This window comes from Hymenobacter sp. GOD-10R (assembly GCF_035609205.1).
Lineage (GTDB): Bacteria > Bacteroidota > Bacteroidia > Cytophagales > Hymenobacteraceae > Hymenobacter.
Map to the genome: position 1 here is coordinate 3,115,430 of NZ_CP141184.1, position 22,413 is coordinate 3,137,842.

At 59.5% G+C, this 22,413-nt stretch carries 9 protein-coding genes; 4 read left to right on the forward strand and 5 right to left on the reverse strand.

Going from position 1 to position 22,413, the window contains the following annotated elements; translation table 11 throughout:
• Positions 1–22 precede the first annotated feature (22 nt).
• From SD425_RS12545 to SD425_RS12565, 5 genes are all read right to left on the reverse strand, one after another.
• On the reverse strand, positions 23–1,897 hold the full coding sequence (locus SD425_RS12545; RefSeq protein ID WP_324679056.1) for a sialate O-acetylesterase: 1,875 nt from the start codon (positions 1,895–1,897) through the stop codon (positions 23–25).
• Between the two features lie 194 nt (positions 1,898–2,091).
• On the reverse strand, positions 2,092–4,980 hold the full coding sequence (gene galA, locus SD425_RS12550) for a beta-galactosidase GalA (RefSeq protein ID WP_324679058.1): 2,889 nt from the start codon (positions 4,978–4,980) through the stop codon (positions 2,092–2,094).
• 151 nt (positions 4,981–5,131) lie between these two features.
• Positions 5,132–6,343, reverse strand: a complete 1,212-nt coding sequence (locus SD425_RS12555; protein WP_324679060.1) for a glycan-binding surface protein — start codon at positions 6,341–6,343, stop codon at positions 5,132–5,134.
• A gap of 49 nt (positions 6,344–6,392) precedes the next feature.
• The gene (locus SD425_RS12560) at positions 6,393–7,973 is read right to left on the reverse strand and encodes a RagB/SusD family nutrient uptake outer membrane protein (protein WP_324679062.1); all 1,581 of its coding nucleotides are present in this window, start codon (positions 7,971–7,973) and stop codon (positions 6,393–6,395) included.
• Positions 7,974–8,093: 120 nt separating this feature from the next.
• On the reverse strand, positions 8,094–11,351 hold the full coding sequence (locus SD425_RS12565; protein WP_324679064.1) for a TonB-dependent receptor: 3,258 nt from the start codon (positions 11,349–11,351) through the stop codon (positions 8,094–8,096).
• A 493-nt stretch (positions 11,352–11,844) separates the two neighbouring features.
• Between SD425_RS12565 and SD425_RS12570 the strand changes: the two genes are divergently transcribed.
• The 4 genes from SD425_RS12570 (at position 11,845) to SD425_RS12585 (ending at position 22,298) form a co-directional block, all read left to right on the forward strand.
• Positions 11,845–14,715, forward strand: a complete 2,871-nt coding sequence (locus SD425_RS12570; protein ID WP_324679066.1) for a TIM-barrel domain-containing protein — start codon at positions 11,845–11,847, stop codon at positions 14,713–14,715.
• Positions 14,716–14,817: 102 nt separating this feature from the next.
• Complete coding sequence (locus SD425_RS12575; RefSeq protein ID WP_324679068.1) at positions 14,818–17,010, forward strand: xyloglucanase; 2,193 nt, start codon at positions 14,818–14,820, stop codon at positions 17,008–17,010.
• A gap of 32 nt (positions 17,011–17,042) precedes the next feature.
• Positions 17,043–19,817, forward strand: a complete 2,775-nt coding sequence (locus SD425_RS12580; RefSeq protein WP_324679070.1) for a glycoside hydrolase family 2 protein — start codon at positions 17,043–17,045, stop codon at positions 19,815–19,817.
• A 63-nt stretch (positions 19,818–19,880) separates the two neighbouring features.
• The gene (locus tag SD425_RS12585) at positions 19,881–22,298 is read left to right on the forward strand and encodes a glycosyl hydrolase family 95 catalytic domain-containing protein (RefSeq protein ID WP_324679072.1); all 2,418 of its coding nucleotides are present in this window, start codon (positions 19,881–19,883) and stop codon (positions 22,296–22,298) included.
• Positions 22,299–22,413 lie beyond the last annotated feature (115 nt).

The window sequence follows — 22,413 nt, forward strand, 5'->3', positions numbered from 1 at the left end:
CGCTCGGCGAAGGCAGCGTTTCCTATTTTTTGATTAAGTAATGCGCCTGGGCAGTAACCGCTGGCCAATTATCAGTTCTAAACGGGGCGGCAGGCAGTCCTTCTTTGTTGTACAGGTTGCCTGCCCCAGCGTAGTCAGCCCAATTATACCTTACCGCAACAGGCTTTGCGGTATCTTCCCGATAAACGACCACGTCGTTGCCCTCAATAGCCGCTTTAGCGGGCCTGAACTTCTGGTCTTCGCCAGCAAGATCAAACCCCGCTAGTACACTCTGGCCTGCTTTAATAGCTAACCCGCTGCCAAGGTCAGAAAAGGAGAGACGGATCTTGTTTCCTTCGACTTTCATGGATTTGAAAGTAGGTCCCACCGACACTATCTTTTTGCCATAGGCGTCGTGCAACGCTATTCTCGCTAGCCGATGGCCTACGTCCTGCTTGTTGCGCGGATGGATGTCTTTCGCTTCCCCGATATCGGTGGTAACGGCCATGCCGGTGTTGGGTACCGACAAGGTCAGGCTTTGGGCTTCCCGAAGCTCGGCCCACGTGCTGCCTTGCTCGCTGTTGCCGTTTGCGGCATTGTAGCTAGCCAGCTGCACAAAGTAAAACGGGAAATCCTTCTGCCCCCATTGTTGCCGCCAGTCCTGGATCAGTAGGGGGAAGGCCTTTCTGTATTCCTGAGCCCGCCCAGCATTGTTTTCGCCCTGATACCATAGCACCCCCTTCATCGCTATGGGAAGCAGAGGGTGAATCATGGCATTGTACAGGATAGTAGGGTAGCTATTGGGATTGATAAAACTGGTATTGGTTTGCACAGTTTCAATACCAAAGGACCAGAGCCCTGCTAGGGGCATTGTTTTCTCCCCGACTTTCAGAGACAGCTCGTTTGCTTCCCCGTACAGCCCCCCGCCGCCGCCAGTATCTTCTACGCGAATGGCAATGACGTTCTTCCCGGGCTTGAGGACCCCTTGCGGAATAGAGTAGGCGCGTTTAACGGTATAACCAGTGGTCGCGCCTACTTTGGTGCCGTTCACGTACGTCTGGTCGTTGTCATCAATCACACCCAGCGCAAGTGTGGCCTCCTTGCCGGCATCTCCCGGAGCTAGGTCTACGGCTTTGCGAAACCATACGGTACCGTCCAAATCTTTCAGCACATCCTGCTCCCAAAGCTGGGGCACGTTCATGGTGGGCCAGGAGCTATCGTTGAAAGCGGCTGATCGCCAGCTGGCAGCCGCCTCTGCCGTTGGCAACTGGCCCTGAAGACGTTTTATTAATCCCTGAATAGCCTCGGTTTTGGCTTTGGCCTCAGTACCTAGGTCAATGGCTGGCAGACCGGCAATCATCTGGCTGAAATCGGGGCTGCGTTCGTAAGCGCCCTTGCTTATCCAGGTCTCAATATCGGTGCCGCCCCAGCTGGTATTGATTAATCCAATCGGGACGTTCAGCTCCTTGTATAAGTCGCAGGCAAAAAAATAGCCTATTGCCGTGAAGTCGCCGGCGTATGCCGGCAGAGCTGGTTTCCAGCTTCCTTCAAAAGCTAGATCATCTTTCGGGCGCTCACCGGCATCGTTATGTACCTTGAACTGCCGAATTTGGGGGTAGTTAGCGGCCGCAATTTCTTCCTTGCCTCGCAGGGCAGAAGCTAAGGGCCATCCCATGTTCGACTGGCCCGAGCAAATCCAGACGTCACCCACTAGGACATCCTTTAGCTGTACCTTATTTTGGCCGCTAATGCGCAAGGTATACGGTCCCCCGGCGCTTTCAGCCCCGAGGGCGACCTGCCATTTTCCGTCGGCACCCGCCTTCACCTGACGGGTCTGATTGTGAAACTCAATCACCAGGCTTTCCCCCTTATCGGCCCAGCCCCACACGGGGATAGGCTGATTTCGTTGAAGTACCATCCCATCCCCGAATATTCTCGCAACTCGAACCTTGGCACTGGCAATAGTGGAAACAAGACACGCACTAAGAGCGAGAAGGATTGTTCTTTTCATTTTAAGCTGGAGCTATGAGGGAGTGGACCGTCGGTTTCGGCCAAGCGTATGTTAGATAATAGGAAGCGAACTACCAACAAGTATACGTGGACTTCCGTTGGTTACGGTAGCGACGGACGCGCAGGCGCAGCTTTGGCCGGCAGCGTCAGCGTCGCGGGCTTCAAGCCGGGCGCTTTGGCTGTCAGCACGAGGTTGCCGGGAGCCTGCGTGGTTTGCACGATAATCTGAGCGAGGCCGTTGAAGGCGCGGCGGTGCCAGGGCGCGGCCGGCGTCACGATTTGCAGCAGGCCGGGGTCGGTGTTGTAGCTTTCCCAGCTGTGTTTCTTCACGAAGGGCGTGGCCACAATCACCAACTCGTTGCGCCCCGCTTTCAGAAGGGTTTTATCGAGCCTGAAGACTGCGCCCGCCTTGCTGTCCTTTAGGTTTTCTGCCAGCGGTTTGCCGTTGAGGTAAACTGACTGCTCCGGGCCCATGCTGCGGTAGAAAAACGTGACGGTGGCGGCCGGGTCTAGGGTCGGTACTTCGAGGCTAGTTCGGTACACGTAGGCTTTGGGTAGGGGAGCGGCCGGCATGGCATCAGCCGGGCGCGAACTGAAAGCGGCCGCCCATCCGCCTTCGTCATTGGTTGACGCCATGAGGTCGGCGGGAGGGGTGAGGCTCTCGGCTGGCTTTTCTTGCAGCTTGCCGATGGGTACAATCTGGATGGTTTCCAGGAACTTGTCGGCTTCAAGGGACGTGGGGTCACCGTTGCCTACTCCCAGGATTTTGCCGGGCCCGCTCAACTGAAACGTAATATCGGGGTTGGCGGTGGGCATGAGTTGCTGGTTTTTGTCTTGCACGCGCACCGTAATCACGCTGATGTCTTCCCGGTTAGCGCGCAGGCTGGTTTGGTCGGCGGCTAGCTGCAAGGCTGCGGCGGGTCCGGTGGTTTTCACGACGTCCATCAGCGTTTTTTTGCCGGCCCGGTAACCCACGGCTTCCAGCGTACCCGGGGCATAGGGCACCTTCCAAACCAGGTGGCTGTTGCGTGGCATGGGCTGGCGGCCTTGGCTTTTCTTGTTGAGAAACAACTCCACCTCGTCGCAATTACTATAGGCCCACACCTCGATGGGCTGCCCCTCGCGGCCCGGCCAGTTCCAGTGCGGCAGCAGGTGCAAGGTGGGCTGCTGGCTCCACCAAGAGCGCAGGTAGTACACGTTGTCCTTGGGGAAACCGCACACGTCCATCATGCCGAAGTAGGACGTGACCGACGGCCACCCGTAGGGCGTTGGTTCGCCCCGGTAGTCGAAGCCCGTCCAGATGAACATGCCGGCTAGGTAGGGGCGGGTGGCGTAGAAGTTCCAACCTTCCTCGATGCTATAGAAGGTAGGCCGCGGCTTTTGGTCATAGGCGGCGGCATAGTGCTTTTCGGCATCGGTCACGTACACGCCGCGGGTGGCAAACGTGGAGCCTTCTTCCGTGCCCATGCCCGGCTGCTCGAGAAACCGCTGGTGGTGCGCCTCGATATTGCCGTTGCCTAGGTAGTTGTAGCCCATCACTTCCAGCACATCAGAAATACCGCTGCCAAAGCCGCCGCTGATGCCGGCCGTGGTAGTGCGGGTTGGGTCGAGGCTTTTGGCGTAGGCCTGCATAGTCGTGGCGATGCGGGCGCCGGTGATGTTGTTTTCAATACCCCACTCCTCGTTGCCAATTGACCAGCTGATGACGCTCGGATGGTTGCGGTCGCGCAAAATCATGCCTTTCAGGTCTTCCGTCATCTGGTAGTTGGTGCCCATAAGCCTGTTCTCATCTAGCACTAGCATGCCTAGCTGGTCGCAGGCTTCCAGCAGCTCGGGCGTGGGCGGGTGGTGCGAACACCGGTAGGCGTTGGAGCCCATGGCTTTCAGCGCCTTGATGCGGAAGTATTGCAACCCGTCGGGCAGCGCCGTGCCCACGCCCGCATGATCTTGGTGGTTATTCGTGCCTTTGAGCTTTACCGGTTTGCCGTTCAGGAAGAAGCCCTCTTTGGCATCGAAGCGAATAGTCCGGATACCGAACGTGGTTTTATAGGCATCTACTTCCTGGTTGTCAGCGAGTACAGTGGTGTGCAGCTGATACAGATACGGCGAGTCCAAGTCCCACAAGTGCGCCTGAGTTACCGGCAACGTCAGGGCGACTTCCTGGGTCTGAAATGGCTTCAACTGAATGCCCTCCTGCCGCTGGCTCGCCACGGCGCGGCCTTGCGCATCAACGATGGTTTGAAGCACGGAGAAGGTTTTTGCCGTTTTCTCCTCGTTCACGATGTTCGCTTTCGCCTGCACGGTGGCTGTCGTATTCGCTACCTCAGTCGTCACGCAGGTACCGGTGGGGGCCACGTGGAGCGGGTTGGTTTTGGTGAGCCATACGTGGCGGTAGATGCCGGCGCCCTCATAAAACCAGCCTTCCTCCATGGTAGCATCCACGCGCACGGCCACCACGTTGTCGCCGCCGTAGTTGAGGTAGTCGGTGAGGTCGTAGCGGAAGCCGTTGTAGCCGCTCGGTTCGGTGCCGAGGTAGTGGCCGTTAATCCAGACAATGGAGTTGCGAAACACGCCATCAAACTCTAGCACCAGCCGCCGACCTAGGTCAGTAGCGGGCACTTTGAAGGTTTTGCGGTACCAGCCCACGCTGCTTTGCGGGAAAGCCCGGCCCACGGTTTTGAAGCCGTGGCTGAAACTCGCTTTGGCGTCGAAGGGCTGCTCCGCGGCCCAATCGTGGGGCAGATCGAGCTGGCGCCAAGCGCGGTCGTCGAAGCCGGCCGCCGCCGCGCCGTCGCCGTAGCCGGCTTTGGTGAAGTAAGAAAAGTAGCCCGCGCCGTTGTTGAAATCCTGTTTAGGGTCGAAGGGATGACCGTAGGCGAAGCGCCAGCCAAAATCTATCAGCAGGTGCTCGCGGCCGGCCGGCGTCGTCTGCGCATTTGCTAGGTATCTGAACACCAGACTAGCAACGAGGAGAAATACCAGTTTCTTCATAAAAGTGAGGTAAGCCAGCAGTTACCACAAACCCGCAACGCACTGGTTTTGCAGCGACAACACACCGATGGCTGACTTCCTGCCGCTAAGCCGCTACCTAGGTGGCAGTCGCGCCGCAAAGAAGTCAGCCATCGTTGTGTTTGGCTGGTAACTACTTGATTTTTACCACCCGAATGTTGTCAATAGCTAGGTCGAGCTTCGCGAGGGGAGTGGCGGTGTCGTTCACGAACATCATGCGTACAAACTCGTCGGTACTACCGATGATGTCCCGGACCGTGACGGCGGCCTTGCCGTTGCCGTCGCCCAGGGTGGGGTCTTTCAGCTTAAAGGTGCTGAGCGGCAGCGTGACGGTCATCCAACCCGTCGTTTTAAAGTTGGGCGTAGTTTTCCAAGGCTCGTAGCGGGCAATGTACACCCACGCATCGGACGGGGTAACCAGCAGCGCGCCCGTCGACCACGGCTCTTTCACGAAGATCTCAAACTTGAGAGCATAGTTGCCGGCGGGCTGACCTAGCTCGCTGGCGGGCACCCATTCGCCGGGTGGCGAGTTGATGGCCCGCTTGCCGTTGAACCAATCCCAGTTGTTGGCGGGCACCAGGTCCTGTACCATACTGGCGTAGTTGCCGTGCCCCCCTGGGTACAGCGTCGTGCTGTTGGTGACGGTGCTGCCCCACAGGTTCGATCCTACGTCATCGAAGTTCAGCAGCATTCCCGTTGGGCTGTTGAAGCCAAAAGGCGAAATGGCGGTGCCGAACTGGGTCTTAACCATGATAGAACCACCTTGCCTAACGTTTGCTGGCACTTTCACCCGCACGGTGGTGCCGTCGTCGGTGGCCGTGAACTCTGTCGCATTCACGTTGCCAGGGAAGGTGATCTTATCAATCAGGTAGAGGTAAGTGCCGCTCAGCGTGATGGTTTCGCCGGGGTAAGCAAATTCGTTGGAGGCGGCCGTGATAACCGGCGGCGGGGCTTGAATTGGGAACTGGAAGGTCGTTTCGCCGCCCTCCGTTACCACACGAATAGAGTTCATTTGATCGGTGGGTACCGTGGCAAACGGGATGCCCTCCGGAATCTGCACCACTAGGTTGCGGTCGGCGAGCAGGGCGGGGTTGAAGGTGGCCTGGATGCCATCAAAGAAAACCTGCTTAGTGCTCTTGAAGCCGCTGCCCTGAATCACAATCCAGGCGCCGGGACCTACCCGGCTAAGGACACTGTCGGCGGGCGAAGCTAGGTAGGCGCGGATGGTGGTGATGGTGGGCGGCTCGTTTTCGTCGTCCTTGTCGCAGGCGGTCTGCGTGAAGGCGAGCAGCAACAGCAGCCAGATCAGCAGCCGGTGGGAAGATTTTTCGGTATAGTGCAGCATGTGATGGTTCGGGGTAAGATTCGGCCAGAGAAAAGCGCAGGCTAGGCGCCTACTGGTAGTAGGCAACGGCTGGCTCGTTCAGCTTCGGGTTGGCAATCTGTTCGGCATTCGGGTAGGGCAGCGTATAGCTGCGGTCCGTCGCCGTCACCTGAATCGGCGTTTCCACAATGCTCGGGCTAGCCGTGGGCGTGTAGGTGAAGGTGTTGCGGTGCTGCTTTGCAATCATAGCGTTAGCTGCGGCTGGGCTGTAGTCGTGCAGGCGCGACAAGTCAAACCAGTACTGGCCTTCCAAGCCAAACTCGGCCCGCCGCTCCCGCATGATCTTGTCGAGGTCGAGCGAGGTGAGGGCCGTGAGGCCGGCGCGGGTGCGTACCTTGTTGAAGGCGGCCAGAGCATCGGTGTTAGACGTGAAGGTGCTGTTGCCTAGGATGGCTTCGGCATAAATCAGGTACACGTCGGCTAGGCGCAGAATGTAGGTGTTGATGTCAGTTTGCAGCACGCTCACCTGCCCATCGTTGCCGGGCGCCGTTGGGCCGCCGATAACGTACTTCTTGAATGAGGGCGTGGTGGCCGTCATCGTGTAGCCGTTGGGGTTGTCGGCGGTGGTCAGCTCGGGGTACTTGTCCGTGTTGAGCATCATGGTGGCTTTGCGCCGCACGTTGTCGCCGGGCTCGAAGGTGTTGTACAGATCCAGGGTGGGCGAGATATTGTTCCAGCCGTCACCCACGCCCGTTACCTTGGAGTCAGCACCTAGGTAAGATTGGTACACGTTCTGGTTGCCCCAGCCTTGGTTGGCCACCCATTGCAGGGAAAACAAGCTCTCCGAGTTGTTCTTGCTTTTGCGCAGAAACAAATCGTAGTAGTTGGGCAGTAGCGTCAGGCCGCTGCTGGTCATCACCTCGCCAGCGTACTGTTTGGCTTTGTTCAGGTCCTCTGGGTTGCGCGTGCCGCTTTGCCCCAGGCCCGCTTTCGTCAGATACACCTTGGCTAGCATGCCTTTGGCGCTCCAGGAAGTCACCCGGCCCGCTACGTCAGTGGCAGGTAGGTTTTCGGCGGCAAACTGCAAGTCCTCCAGAATGAAGCGGTACACGTCGGCTACCTGGTGGCGGGGCACTAGAGGCTTCTCCACCAGGGCCGAGTTGTTCTCGACGATGGGCACGGGCCCCCACAAGCGCACTAGGTAGAAGTACGCCACGGCGCGCATAAAGCGGGCTTCCCCAATAGCCGAGTTCTTGGCGGCCTCGGCCAGCCCCGCCGGCGCAATCGTGCGGATGTTGTTGATGGTGGTGTTGGCCTGCCCAATCACGTTGTAGAGCGACGACCAGCCGTACAGCACTCCGTTGTCGCCGGCCGACACGGAGAAGTTGACGTACGACGAACGTGGGTTCCAGCTGGCGTAGGCGTTGCCGGCCATCACGTCGCCCACGTCGAGCAGGAAGGGATAGTTGAAGTCGAACCAAGGGCGCCCGTAGAGGCCTGCCGTGGCTAGGCGCAGGTCGGAAGCAGTCTGGTAGAAGTTATCGGTCACGAGCTGCCCTTGGGGCGGCCGGTCTAGGAAGTCTTTGCTACAAGCACCTAGCAAAAGGCTAGTAGCCAGTAACGCAGCAGTAAAGTTCTGACGAAGTTTCATAGAAGTAGGTGGGTAGAAGGTGAGGCTTCCGCGAAGCAGCAAGCAGGAATGCTGCGGGTGCGACTGAGCAGCAAGCTAAGTCATAGCTTAGAGCCAGTCAGTCAAGCACCTAGCTTTGCTTTAGAAGCCGAAGTTGATACCGAGGGTATACACGCGCTGGGTTGGGTAACGGCCCCAGTCGAAGCCGAAAAGCAAGGGCGAGCCAGGGTACACCGAAGCGCCCACCTCGGGGTCAAAGCCGGTGTATTTGGTGAAGGTGGCTAGGTTCTGCACGTTGGCATACACGCGCACATTGGTCAGGTGGGCCCGACTCACTAAGTCCTTTGGTATCTGGTAGCCCAGGATTACGTTCTTAATGCGCAGGTAGGAGCCATCTTCCACATAGCGCGACGAGATGCGGCTGTTCTGGTTGGGGTCGCCGGCCAAGCGGATGCCCGGCATGGTGGTGCCGGCGTTGGCCACGTACACATTGTTGACGTCGGTTTCCGAACCGTTAGGGTCAATCCGCTCCACGCGGGCAAAGTCGCTGACGGTAGCCCAGTGGTTGCCGTAGTCGTCGGTGAGGTCTTCGGCCTTGCGGCGGGTGTAGTTGAAGATCTTGTTGCCGTAGTTGCCGTTGATGAATACCGTCAGATCGAAGCCCTTGTAGTTGAAGGTGTTCGTCAGTCCATACTGAAACTTCGGAATCGGGGAGCCTAGGTTCACCTGATCTTTCACGTCGATGATGCCGTCGCCGTTTACGTCCTTGAACTTCAGGTCGCCAATCCAGACGCCGTTGGTGCGGTTGACGGGCAGCGGCTGGCCGTCGGAGCCTACTGGTAGCGCAGCATTCTCGAAGTCGGAAGCCTTGTTGAACATGCCCTCGACCACGTAGCCGTAGAAGGAGCCGATGGGCTGTCCCACGGCCGTGCGCGAGATGATCTGGCTGGCGTTGTCTACCGACTGCGTGATGGCGCTGGTTGCGGTGTTCAGCGACTCAACCCGGTTGCGGTTCAACGACAGCGTGAAGCCCGAAGTCCAGGTAAAGCTTTTGTTATCAATGTTCTGGGTGTTCAAGGTAAACTCCAGACCCTTGTTGCGGATGGAGCCTACGTTGTAGACCGGCGGGCTGAGGGAGCCCGTGCCGTTGGTGCCCGCGTAGAGCGGTAGGGGCAGCGAGAGCAGCAAGCCGTTGGTTTTGCGCGTGTAGGCGTCGGCCGTGAAGCGCACGCGATTGTTGAGCACCGCCAGGTCCAGACCTAGGTTGTAGCCGCTGGTCGTTTCCCACTGGGCCAGCGGGTTAGCGATGTTCGACACGAGCACCGACTGCCCCAGGCCGCTCGGGTTCACGCTCAGGCGCGCCCCGTACACGTAGGCACCCACGTTCTGGTTGTTGGTCAGGCCGTAGCCAAAGCGCAGCTTTAGCTCACTCAAGGCGCTGACACTTTTCAGGAACTCCTCGCTGGAAAGCTTCCACGCCAGGGCGTAGGAGTAAGTCGTCACCCACTTATTGCCGGCCGCGAAGTTGGAAGAGCCGTCGCGGCGCACGGTGCCCGTAAGTAGGTACCGGTCGTTGATACCTAGGTTCAGTCGCCCGAAGTACGACTCCACGGCCCAGTCGCCGCGGCTACCGTCGTTGGTGGCCGTGGTGGCGTCGCCAACCCCAATGGCCGTCACGTTGTTGGAGGGGAAGTTGCGCCGCCCCGCCGATAGTGACTCGTACTTGCCCGAGCTAGCCTCGTGCCCCAGCAGGGCCGTTACGGTGTAGATTTTGTTGAATACCTGATTGTAAGTCAGAAAGTTGCGCGTCGTCCAGCTGGTGCTTTTCGAGCTGCTCTGGAAGGCCGAGTTCTGGTTGCTGGTAATGTCGCCCACGGTGAACGTGGGAAAAAACTGCTCGAACGAACCTAGGTCGAAGTTGCCCGATACTTCATTGCGCAGGGTGAAATGCTTGAGAAAGTAGATTTCGCCGTAAAAATTGCCTAGCGCTTGGTCGCGGTACGAGCGGTTGGTGTTTAGGGTGGCGGCCGCTACCGGGTTCGGGTTGTACGACTGCACCGCCGAGCCCGTGGGGCCACCGAAAGAGCCGTCGGGGTTACGCACCGGAATGTCGGGCGTCACCCGAATGGCGGCATTGATCAGGTCGTAGTTCGTAGCGTTGATGTTCTCGCGCACGTCGGAGAACTGCAAGCTGGTACCAATCTTCAGCCACTTGGTAGTCTTGTTGTCCAGGTTGATGCGGGCCGAGGCCCGCTTGAAGCCCGACGACAGAGCAATGCCATCCTGCGAGAGGTAGGAGCCCGACAGCGCGTACTGCGTGCGCTCATCGCCGCCGCTCAGCCGCAGGCTGGCGTTGTACATGGGCACGGTCCGGAAAATCTCTTTCTGCCAGTTGGTGCCCTGCCCTAGGTAGGCAGGATTGATCAGCGCTGGCTTGGGGTTGTAGCCTGTGATGGCCGCCTTGGCATTGTTGTAAACGGCGTACTGCTGCAAGTTCATCACCGGCAGCTCTTTGGGTAGCTGCTGCAAGGCATAGTAGCTTTCAATATCAATCTTCGGCGCCCCCGACTTGCCACGCTTGGTGGTCACAATCACGACGCCGTTGGCCGCCTGCGCCCCGTAGATGGCAATGGCCGACGCGTCCTTGAGCACATCGATGCTCTCAATTTCGGAGGGGCTGATGGTGGAGAGCGGGTTGATGCCGTTGCCGCTGTTGCCGGTGTAGGTGCCTGAGCGTGGGTCGCGCTGCGCCGGCGGAATGTAGACGCCGTCAATGACGTACAGCGGCTCCTGGTCGCCGTTTAGCGTGCCGATGCCACGCACCCGTACCGAAACGCCCCCGCCCGGCTGCCCCGAGTTCTGGGTAACCACCACGCCCGCCACCCGGCCTTGCAGGGCTTGGTCGGCGGTGGTCGCTACGGTTTGGCTGATTTCCTTGGCCGACACAGAAGAGATGGCACCGGTCAGGTCTTCGCGGCGTTGGGTGCCATAACCGACTACCACCACGTCGTTCAGGGTCTTCACGTCGGTGCCTAGCTTCACCGTGATGGTTGTCCGGCCCGCCAAGGGTACCTCTTGGGTCAGGAAGCCAATCGAGGAGAACACCAGCGTGCCGGTATCATTGGGGACCAGCAACGAAAAAGCGCCTTGCCCGTCCGTACTCACGCCGATGGTTGTGCCTTTCAGCAGCACCGTTACGCCGGGTATGCCGTCGCCTTTCTCGTCGGTCACGCGCCCGGAGATGGTGATGTCGGCGGTCGTGTTGGTGGCGGTGGCGGGGGGCGAATAGGAGAGGGCAGGGGCCGCGTGGCACAGCACTGCCGCGGGGAGCATGGTCGCTACCAACGTCAGGCGCATACGATTGCGGCCCTCTAAAAAGAGTAGTTTGTTTTTCTTCATACGAGCGTCAGAAAGGTGGTGGGAAAGGTGGGAAAGCCGGGCCACGGACCAGCAGCGCTGTAGCCCGTGTAACTTCTCGGATGCTGGCAGCTAGTTCTGTAAACTATTGGGCTGCAAGGGGAATGATCAAAGTTAATCGGGCTCCTATAGAACAAAAGGCCCACTTGCACCCTAGCCGGCACCTGCTGGATTTTTCGCACTTTTTTGACGAGGAATAGCCCCTTGCGGCAGGGTATGCACCCGGTACATTTGTAAGGGACCTAGCCCGAAGCGCAGCTGGGCTGCTTGCAGGACAGCCCGTTGCCTTACCTTAGCCAGCAGCTAGGCACAAAGCGCTTCGTTACCCCACGCGTGAGCCACCTGCGTCGAGGCGCCGGACTGACTTTGCGCAAAGAAGTTCGCCGGCATTTTCCACCCGTGTAAGTTGCTCGCGCGACGTTCACCCTTCCTTAACAACTCCTACTCTTTCGCCCCAGGAAAACGTTTGCATAACATGCTTAGAAGACTCCCTATTAGTACCAGTATCTTACTTAGTCTACTGACTTTCGCTTCTACGTTCAACGCCCAAGCCCAACAAGCTCGGGTGGAAAAACTGGCCGATGGCATTGTGGTGCACCTGCCGCCGGGCGGTCCGCAGCAGCCCCGCACCATTCGCCTGCAAGTCATCGGCGACAAGATCGTGCACGTGCAAGCTAGCCCCCTCGATACGGTGTCGACGGTGAAAAGCCTGATGGCCGTGGAGCAGAAGCCTACTGCCGCGAAGTGGCTGTATAAGAGCAAAAAAGACCAGGCCAGCATCAGCACGCCCACGCTCACGGCCACCGTGGCGCTGCCCACCGGCGCCGTCACCTTCGCCGATGCCAAGGGGCAGGTGCTGCTGCGCGAACCTAGCTTCGGCGGCAAAACCTTCCGGCCCGCCGTGGCCGACGGTCAGTCCTTTTATGAAGTGACGCAGCTGTTCGAGTCGCCCACCGACGAGGCGCTGTATGGCCTAGGTCAACACCAGAACGGTACGATGAACTACAAAGGCCAGCAGGTAGAGCTAGCCCAGAACAACACCGATGTGGCCGTGCCCTTCCTGCTCTCCAGCAAAAACTACGGCGTGCTTTGGGATAATTACTCCATCACGAAAGTGGGCGACACCCGCGACTACGAGCCGCTTTCCACGCTCAAGCTCTACGCCAAAACCGGCGAAGAAGGCTGGCTAACAGCTACGTACGTCAACAAGAAGCAGCCCAGCCAAGTCGTGGTGCAGCGGCCTGAGTCGGTCATCAACTACGAGTACTTGGAAGACCAGAAGAACTTCCCGGCCACGGTGAAGCTCGGCGACGTGCTGGCCACCTGGGAAGGCAGCGTGGAGTCAGGCACCACGGGTTTGCACCACTTTTGGCTGAAGAATGCCGGCTACGCCAAGCTGTACATCGATGGCAAAGAGGTCGTGAACAAGTGGCGCCAAGCCTGGAATCCAGGTACTTCCGTGGTGCCGGTTCAGATGGAGAAAGGGCGCAAGTACAGCCTCAAGCTGGAATGGGACCCCGACGGCGGCGAGTCGTACCTAGGTCTACGGTGGCTGAGTCCGCTGGTAGGTGCGAGCCAGCAGCAGTACGGTTTCCGCTCCGAGGCGGGCCGCGACCTGAACTACTACTTCGTGCAGGGCAATTCGGCCGACGAGGTAATTAGCGGCTACCGTACCATCACGGGGCCTGCGCCCATTATGCCCCAGTGGGCTATGGGCTTCTGGCAGAGCCGGGAGCGGTACAAAACCCAGGATGAGATGCTGACCACGGCCGCCGAGTTTCGCAAGCGCCAGATTCCGATCGACAATATCGTGCTCGACTGGTCGTATTGGAAGCAGGCCGAGTGGGGCAGCCAGGAGTTTGACCCGGCGCGCTTCCCGAACCCCGAGGGTCTGATCAAGACCCTACACGATCAGAACCTGCACTTCATGATTTCGGTGTGGCCTAAGTTTTACGAAGGCATCCCGAACTACAACGACTTCAACGCCAAAGGTTACCTCTACAAGCGCAACATCGCTAACCGCACCCGCGACTGGATTGCGCAGGGCTACACCTCTACCTTCTACGACTCCTTCAACCCGCAGGCGCGGCAGGCCTTCTGGAACCTGCTCAATACCAAGCTTTTCAACAAAGGAATTGATGCCTGGTGGATGGACGCCTCCGAGCCCGACATCTACTCCAATACCAACGTGCAGACGCGCAAGGAGCTGATGACGCCGACGCACCTAGGTTCTTCTACGCTGTACTTCAATGGGTTCCCGCTGCAAAACGCCAAAGGCATCTACGAAGGCCAGCGCGGCAGCAAGCCCGACCAGCGGGTATTTCTGCTTACGCGCTCAGGCTACGCTGGCTCGCAACGCTACGCGGCCGCCATCTGGAGCGGCGACATTGCCTCGCGTTGGGAAGACCTTAAAAACCAGATTCCGGCGGGCTTGAACTTCTCGATGTCGGGTATTCCGTACTGGACCTCCGACATCGGCGGCTTTGCCGTGGAGCATCGCTACGAAAAAGCCCCGATGGCTCCTACCGACCAGGAGGAATGGCGCGAACTGAATGCACGCTGGTACCAGTATGGCGCCTTCTGCCCGCTGTTCCGGGTACACGGACAGTTTCCCTTCCGGGAAATCTATAACATCGCGCCCGAAGGCACCCCGGCTTACCAGAGTATGCTGTACTACAATCAGTTGCGTTATCGCCTGATGCCCTACATCTATTCGCTGGCCGGGCAGGCCCACCACCAGAACGGCACCATGATGCGCGGCTTGGTGATGGACTTTGCCCAGGATGCTGGCGTACACAACATCAGCAACCAGTTCCTGTTCGGACCTAGCTTACTGGTGAACCCCGTGACGGACTACCACGCCCGCAACCGCTCGCTCTACCTGCCCGCGGGCACCGGCTGGTTCGACTTCTACTCGGGCCAGTACCAGACCGGCGGCAAAACCATTACGGCTGACGCGCCGCTGGAGCGCATGCCGCTCTACGTGCGTGAAGGTTCGATTCTGCCCTTCGGCCCCGCTATCCAATACACCGCCGAGAAGCCCGCCGACCCCATCACGCTCTACGTGTACACCGGCAAGGATGGGCAGTTCACACTCTACGAGGACGAAAACGTGAACTACAACTACGAGAAAGGCGCTTTCGCTACTATCCCGCTGACGTACAATGAGAAAGCCAAGACGCTGACCATTGGCGAGCGGAAAGGCACTTTCCCCGGCATGCTCGCCCAGCGCACTTTCCGGGTGGTGTGGGTGAGTCAGGCCAAGCCCGTGGCCTGGAACCTAGACGCCGCGCCCGCCAAAACGCTGACGTACACCGGTGCCGCTCAGACTGTGAAGATGGATTAGCTCTTCGCCTTTTCCGGCGCGCCTGTACCTAGGTACGGGCGCGCCGGAAAAGGGTAAGGACAAGCAAAATACTCTGCCGCCTCTCTCCTAAAAATACTGCCTTTGAAACCGTTTCACGTTCTGGCACTAAGCAGCTTATGCTGGCTTAGCAGCCCTTCCTTTGCCCAAAAGCTAGCTTATCGCTGGAACAACGTGCAGATTCTGGGCGGCGGTTTCGTGTCGGGTATTGTGTATAGTCCGGCCCAAAAGAACCTGCTCTACGCCCGCACCGATGTGGGCGGCGCCTACCGCTGGCAGGAAGCCAGCCAGTCGTGGGTGCCTATCACCGACCACCTAGGTCGGAAGGAAGTGAACTACACGGGTATTCTGAGCGTGGCCCCTGACCCTTCTGATGCTCAGCGCGTGTACCTGGCGGCGGGCACTTACACCGGCGAAGGTGTCGGCAACGCGGCCGTGCTCAGCTCCAACGACCAGGGTGCCACCTGGACCACCTCGCCGCTTTCTATCAAGCTAGGTGGTAATGAGGATGGGCGCAACACCGGTGAGCGTCTGCAAGTTGACCCTAACCTAGGTACTACGCTCTACCTAGGTACTACCCTCGATGGCTTGTGGCGCAGCCAGGACCGGGGTACTACCTGGAGCAAAGTCGAGCGCTTTCCCGTGCAATCTTCGCCGCGTCGCAGCGGGGGCATCAGCTTTGTGCTGTTTGACAAGCGCAGCGGCCAGCGCGGCCGGGCTACGCGCACGATCTATGTGGGCATATTGCAGAAAGACAACAGCCTCTACCGCAGCACCGACGCTGGTGCCACCTGGCAGGCTGTACCGGGGCAGCCCACTGACCTCATGCCCCACCACGCGGCTCTCGCTGCCGATGGCGCGCTGTATTTAACCTACAACAATGGGCCCGGCCCCAATGATGTAACGGCCGGTGATGTGCGCAAGTACGAGCCTAGCACCAACCGCTGGACCAGCATCCGACCAGCCCAGGTGAAGGTAGATGAAGTGGGCGGCTTTGGCGGAATATCCCTCGATCTGCAACACCCCGGCACGCTGCTAGTCAGTACCTTAGGCCAGTGGCGCGCCGGCGACGAAATCTTTCGTTCCACGGATGACGGTAAAACCTGGCGCCCGGTGCTGAACTGGCGTGCCACGCAGAAAGCTAATCTGATTTACCCAAAATCGCCCTACGCGGCCACTTCCAACCCGCACTGGATCGGCGACGTGGCCCTCGATCCTTTCAACCCCGACCGGGCTTGGTTTGTGACTGGCTACGGCGTGTTTACGACCCGCGAGCTACGCGCCTCCCAAGCTACACCGCGTTGGAGCTTTGACGATCAGGGGTTGGAAGAGACCGTGCCACTCGGGATGATCAGTCCGCCCGTAGGCGCGCCGTTGGTAAGTGCCATCGGCGACATCGACGGCTTCCGCCACGACGACCTGACTGTTTCTCCGAAAGCCGGCCGGCTCAAGCCCGAGTATTCGACCAACCTCAGCATCGACTTTGCCGAGCTACAGCCCGCCTTTATGGTGCGGGCCGTACGCTCGGAAGCGGCGCACTGGGGTGCCTATTCCGAAGATGGCGGCACCACCTGGGCTCCCTTTGCTAGCTCCCCACCCAACATCCGTGACGCGGGCTTCCTCTCCGCTTCGGCCGACGGTCGCCACCTAGCTTGGCGCCCCGACGCCCAGCAGCCCGCCGTGTACCACTCAACCGATCGAGGCACCACCTGGACGGCTGCCACCGGCGGTGAGGGCCGCGCCAACGCCGTTGTCGACCGCGTGAACCCCCTGAAGTTCTACCGCTACGACGTGGCGCAAGGGCGTGTGCTGGTGAGCACCGATGGGGCGGCTTCCTTCGCGCCAGCCGCTACCGGCCTGCCTACCTCCAACGACTACCGCCACGCCACTATTCAGCCCGTGTTCGGCCGAGAAGGGGATTTGTGGCTGGTGGCGCCCGGCCCGAGCGGCGGCCTTTTCCACTCCACCAACTCCGGCCAGAGTTTCCAACAGGTACCGGCCGTGGCGCAAGCTTGGTGCGTGGGCACCGGCAAAGCAGCTGCGGCTGGCGGCTATCCGGCCCTGTACCTGGTCGGCACGATAGGCGGTACCTACGGCTTCTTTCGCTCCGACGACCAGGGCGCGACCTGGCAGCGCATCAACGACGACCAGCACCAGTACGGCGGCATCGAAGCCATTGTGGGCGACCGGCGCACCTACGGCCGCGTGTACCTGCAAACAGGTGGGCGCGGCATTGTGTACGGCGAGCCAGCATCTGCCACCACATCGAAACGCTGAGACTTCCACGCACCCTTACGACAGAGGCAACTATGGGGCACGCTCTACCAAAAATTACGCTGCTGATCCTAGGTCTTTGGTGGGCTGCTTGCCCGGCCGCTTTCGCCCAGACAACCCATGTGCAGTACCTCTCCGGTACCGATAAAGACCACACCGTGTCGTGGGATTTTTACTGCACCAAAGGCCGCAAAAGTGGTAAGTGGGATAAAATCGCCGTGCCCTCCAACTGGGAGCAGCAGGGTTTCGGTACCTATAATTACTTCCGCGACGAGGTAAACCCCGACGAGCAGGGCCTCTACAAGCACACCTTTCAGGTGCCGGCTGCGGGCAAGGGCAAGCACGTGTTTATCGTGTTTGAGGCGTCCATGACCGACACCGAAGTCAAGATCAACGGGCAGCTGGCAGGGCCGGTCCACCAGGGCGGCTTCTACCGATTCAAGTACGACATAACCAAGCTGTTGAAACCTGCCGGAGCTGATAATATGCTGGAAGTGAAAGTCAGCAAGCACTCCACCAACGAGTCCGTTAACCAAGCCGAGCGCAAGGCCGACTTCTGGCTGTTCGGGGGCATCTTCCGGCCGGTGTACCTAGAAATCGTGCCGCCCACCTACATCGACCGGATTGCCCTGAATGCCCAAGCTAACGGGGCGCTGAGCGTAGATGTGTACGCCGTGAATGCCACGGCGGCGCAGAGCCTAACGGCGGAAGTACAGGAGCTTACCGGCAAGCGGCTAGGTAAGGTGTTTTCCGTGAAAGCCGGTGCGGGGCAGGAGAAAACCACGCTGCGCGAGCAGTTCCAGGGCATTCAGCCCTGGAACCCGGAGGCACCTAGGCTCTATAACTTAGTGGTTTCGCTGACGGACGGCAAGGGCGTGGTGCACCAAGTAAAGCAGCGGTTTGGCTTCTGCACCATGGAGCTGCGGCCGCAGGATGGCCTCTACGTTAACGGGCAGAAAATCTACTTCAAGGGCGTTTGCCGCCACAGCGAATGGCCCGAATCAGGGCGCACGCTCAGCAAGGAAATCAGCTTGCTCGACGTGAAGCTGATGAAAGAGATGAACATGAACGCCGTGCGCATGTCGCACTACCCGCCCGATCAGCATTTTCTGGACGTGTGCGATTCGCTAGGCCTGTTTGTGCTGGATGAGTTGACCGGCTGGCAGGCTAAGTACGATACCCTGGTGGGACGTAAGCTGGTGAAGGAGTTGGTAGTGCGCGACGTGAATCACCCTTCTATTGTGCTGTGGGACAATGGCAACGAAGGTGGCTTCAACTTCGCCCTCGACGGAGACTACGCCCTCTACGACCCGCAAAAGCGGCCCGTCATTCACCCCTGGGAGCGATTTAACAGCACCGACACCAAGCATTACCCCGACTACAACTACGTGCAGAACTCTGTGCTCTACGGCAAGGAAATCTTCTTTCCTACCGAGTTCATGCACGGCCTTTTCGACGGGGGGCACGGCGCCGCGCTGGAAGATTTCTGGAACCTGATGCGCCGCCATCCTTACTTCGCCGGGGGCTTTCTCTGGGCCTTTCACGACGAAGCCGTGGCCCGCACCGACCAGAACGGCAAACTCGACGCGGCCGGCGACAGCGCCCCCGATGGCATCCTAGGTCCGCACCGGGAGAAAGAAGCTAGCTTCTACACCATCCGCGAGCTATGGTCGCCGGTGGTAATTGAAAAGCAGTTCCTCGCGCCCGGCTTCGATGGGCGGCTAGCGGTCGAGAACCGGTACCAGTTTACCAACTTGCAGCAGTGCACTTTTGCCTGGCGGCTTGTGTCGTTTCCGCTTCCCCACGCCTCTGACACAACGCCCAAGACCAATGCCAGTGGAACGGCGCAAGCTCCCGCGCTGGCACCGGGCGCAAAAGGTCAGCTAGCCCTCAAGCTGCCCGCCAACTGGCATCAGAGCGACGCCCTTTACCTGACCGCATACGGCCCCAATAAGCGAGAAGTCTTCACCTGGACGTGGCCCATCAAGTACCCGCGGGAAGTTCAGAAAGCCTACACGGCCACCCGGGCGGCCGCGGTTGAAGCCACGGAGCAAGGAGGCAGCTTGCTTGTGCAGGTAGACGGGCTGCGCTATTACTTCGATAAAAGCACCGGCTATATTCAGAAAGTGGTCAACGCGAAAGGCGAAATCTCTTTGTCGGGCGGGCCGGTGCAGGCAGGAGTACCGCACACCCTCAAGCAGTTGCGGCACTACGCCGCCGGAGCTAGCCACCTGGTGGAGGCCGATTACGAGGGGCCGTCGAGTTTTCATGTCAAATGGACGTTTGCCTCCGGCAAGCCGGCTAGGCTCGATTATCAGTACGCCCAAAAAGGTGAGGCGGACTTTATAGGCATCACCTTCGCCTACCCCGAGGAGAAAATTACCGGCATGAAGTGGCTCGGGCGCGGTCCGTACCGGGTGTGGAAGAATCGGCTGAAAGGGCAGCAGTTTGGGGTGTGGCACAAAGACTACAACAACGCTATTACGGGCGAAACCTGGCAATACCCGGAGTTTAAAGGGTACCACGCCGATCTGTATTGGGTGGTGGTGGAGAATAAGGAGTCGCCGTTCACAGTCTATAGCGACGACCAGGCCGTGTTCCTGCAAATGCTCAGGCCAGTGAAGGCCGCCGCGGCCCGCACCGACAACACCGCGCCGGCTTTTCCGGAGGGCAACCTAGGTTTCCTGACGGCTATTGCGCCCATCGGCACCAAGTTTCAGCCGGCCGCCTTGATGGGGCCGCAAAGCCAGAAGAACATCATGCTCAACTACACGCCCATCAGCGGCAGCCTGTGGTTTGACTTCCAATAGCTTAACTGCGCTTTAGCCTAGGCGCAGCAACCTAGAACACAGACCTGATTAACCTAGCCCCCAATGCGTAAAGGTGGAGCATTTTGCTTTCTGGCCGGTTTTTTCTTCCTCGCGCTGGCCGTGCGGGCGCAGCCGGCTACGGCACCCTTTGCTACGCCGGTCCGGGGCTTTAGCAGCTGGCAACCCGCGGCCTCTTGGGAACACGCACTTATCAGCGGCAACGGTACCCTAGGGGCGCTGGTGATGGGGCAGCCCCACGACGAAACCATTATCCTAAGCCACGGGCAGCTATTTTTGCCCCTGAATCCGCCCAAGCCGCCGATCAATCAGGCGAGCCGGCTGCCGGAAATTCGGCAGCTGCTGCTGGCCGGCAAGTACACCGAAGCGGCCAAGGTGCCGGTCGATGAGCGTGAGAAAGAAGGCTTTACCATTGGGCGCGACCCGTTTATGCCGGCGTTTGATCTGCGCCTGACGCAGTCGCCCGGCAACGTGCGGCGCTACCAACGCTCCACCAACTTCCAGACCGGCGAGGCGACTGTCGAATGGGAAGACAGCCACGGCACGTTTCAGCGGCGCTTGTTTGTATCGCGGCCCGATAGCATGGTGGTGCTGTCCATTAAAGGCACGGGCAAAATCAACGGCCGCCTGCGCTTCGAGCACCGCCCCATCGAGTGGAACCAGTGGCAGCTGGTGGGCGGCGCAGTAGGGGAGATGCGCGGCCAAGCCGAAGGCCAGTGGCTGACGTATCGCAGCGAGTTCAAAAACAAGTACCCCGGCGGCCTGCAAGGCTATGAGGGGGCTGGCCGGCTGGTGCTCACCGGCGGCAGCGCCCGCGTCGAGCAGAACGATCTGGTAGTTAGCGATGCTGATGAAGTGCTGCTGCTCATTAAGATCAAGCCTTCTTATAACTACAGCCACTCGCAACTGCCGCAGCTAAAGCAGGAGCTAGGTACCCTCAATGCCTCCTACGCCGACCTGCTCGCCCGTCATGCTAAGGTGCATGGAGCCCTGTTCAACCGTGCCCGCCTCGACTTGCACGCCCCCGCCACCGACCGGCAGCTCTACTCCGAGGAGCTGTTGCTCAAAGCCCGCACCGAAGTGCCGTTGGCGCTGGTAGAGAAGACCTTTGATGCCGGACGCTACAACATCATCAGCGCTATGGGCGCCAACCCGCCCAACCTGCAAGGCATCTGGAGCGGCACTTGGACCGCGCCATGGTCGGGCGACTTCACCCACGATGGCAACATTCAATCCGCCATCGGCAGCGTGCTCAACAGCAACATGGCCGAGCTGATGCCTGCCTACTTCCGCTACCACGAGCGTCTGTTGCCCACCTACCGCGAAAACGCCCGCCGCCTTTACGGCACCCGTGGCATTCACGTGCCGGTGCACACCAGCAACACCGGCCTCGACACCGACTTCGGCGACGTCTGGTGCCTGACGCTTTGGACCGGCGGCGCCGGCTGGACCGCCAACGCCTTTTTCGACTACTACCAGTACACTGGCGACCAGCAATTTCTGGCGCAGCACGCCTATCCTTTCCTAAAAGAAACTGCCCAGTTCTACGAGGATTTCCTGACCCTAGGTAAGGACGGCCACTACGTGTTCAACCCCTCATACTCGCCCGAAAATAACCCCGCCAACGGCACCTCCCAAGCGGCGCTGAATGCCACGATGGACGTGATGATAGCCAAGCAGGTGCTGCGCAACAGCATCCTGGCAGCCAATACCTTGCGCACCGACAAAGCCCAGGTAAAAAAGTGGCAGGCTATGCTGGCGAAGCTCCCCACCTACGAAGTCAGTCCCGACGGCACCCTACGGGAATGGCTGTGGCCGGGCTTTGAGGAAAACTACAAGCACCGGCACGCTTCCCACCTCTACGGCCTCTACGACCAGGTCGACCCGGAAATAGGGGACAGCCCGGCGCTGCGGGCGGCGGCCAACCGTGCTATTGTCGAGCGCCTGAAGTTTCGGCAGGCGGAGGGTGGGGGCGAAATGGCCTTCGGGCTGGTGCAGCTAGGGTTGGCCTCCGCCCACCTGGGCGACGCCGAGAAAGCCCATCAGTTGACCGAGTGGTTAGCTAGCAAATACTGGTCAACGGGCATGGGTTCGTTTCACAACGTGGGCAACCTGTTCAACACCGATATCAGTGGCGGCTTGCCGGCCGTGCTGATTGAGATGCTCACCTATTCGGAGCCCGGCCTAGTGTCGTTGCTGCCCGCCCTGCCTGCGCAGTGGCCCGCAGGGGAGGTGCAAGGCGTGCGCCTGCGCGGGCAGATCGAGGTGAAAAGCCTGCGCTGGGATGGCCAGCAAGTAGCTGTAACGCTGCACTCCGATGCTCGTCAATCGGTGCGGCTCCAACTCCCGCGCGCCAGCAAACCCACTGGACCTAGCTCTGGGCTGCGGCGGTCTGATGCTATGCATTATCAAGTGAACCTGCCCGCCGGACAAGACGTGCAGCTAGCTTTCTTATTACAGTAAGTACTTGCTAACAGCTAATTAGACGATCATGCTGAGCTTGTCGAAGCATCTCTACCGCCAAAGTAATCTCTGACGTCCGCAACGAAGCGGTAGAGATGCTTCGACAAGCTCAGCA

Coding starts and splice junctions, on each gene's coding strand:
- SD425_RS12560 (WP_324679062.1), bottom strand. CDS start 7,973: ATGAAACTTCGTCAGAACTTTACTGCTGCGTTACTGGCTACTAGCCTT.
- SD425_RS12565 (WP_324679064.1), bottom strand. CDS start 11,351: ATGAAGAAAAACAAACTACTCTTTTTAGAGGGCCGCAATCGTATGCGC.
- SD425_RS12570 (WP_324679066.1), top strand. CDS start 11,845: ATGCTTAGAAGACTCCCTATTAGTACCAGTATCTTACTTAGTCTACTG.
- SD425_RS12580 (WP_324679070.1), top strand. CDS start 17,043: ATGGGGCACGCTCTACCAAAAATTACGCTGCTGATCCTAGGTCTTTGG.
- SD425_RS12585 (WP_324679072.1), top strand. CDS start 19,881: ATGCGTAAAGGTGGAGCATTTTGCTTTCTGGCCGGTTTTTTCTTCCTC.
- SD425_RS12545 (WP_324679056.1), bottom strand. CDS start 1,897: ATGGTACTTCAACGAAATCAGCCTATCCCCGTGTGGGGCTGGGCCGAT.
- SD425_RS12555 (WP_324679060.1), bottom strand. CDS start 6,343: ATGCTGCACTATACCGAAAAATCTTCCCACCGGCTGCTGATCTGGCTG.
- galA (WP_324679058.1), bottom strand. CDS start 4,980: ATGAAGAAACTGGTATTTCTCCTCGTTGCTAGTCTGGTGTTCAGATAC.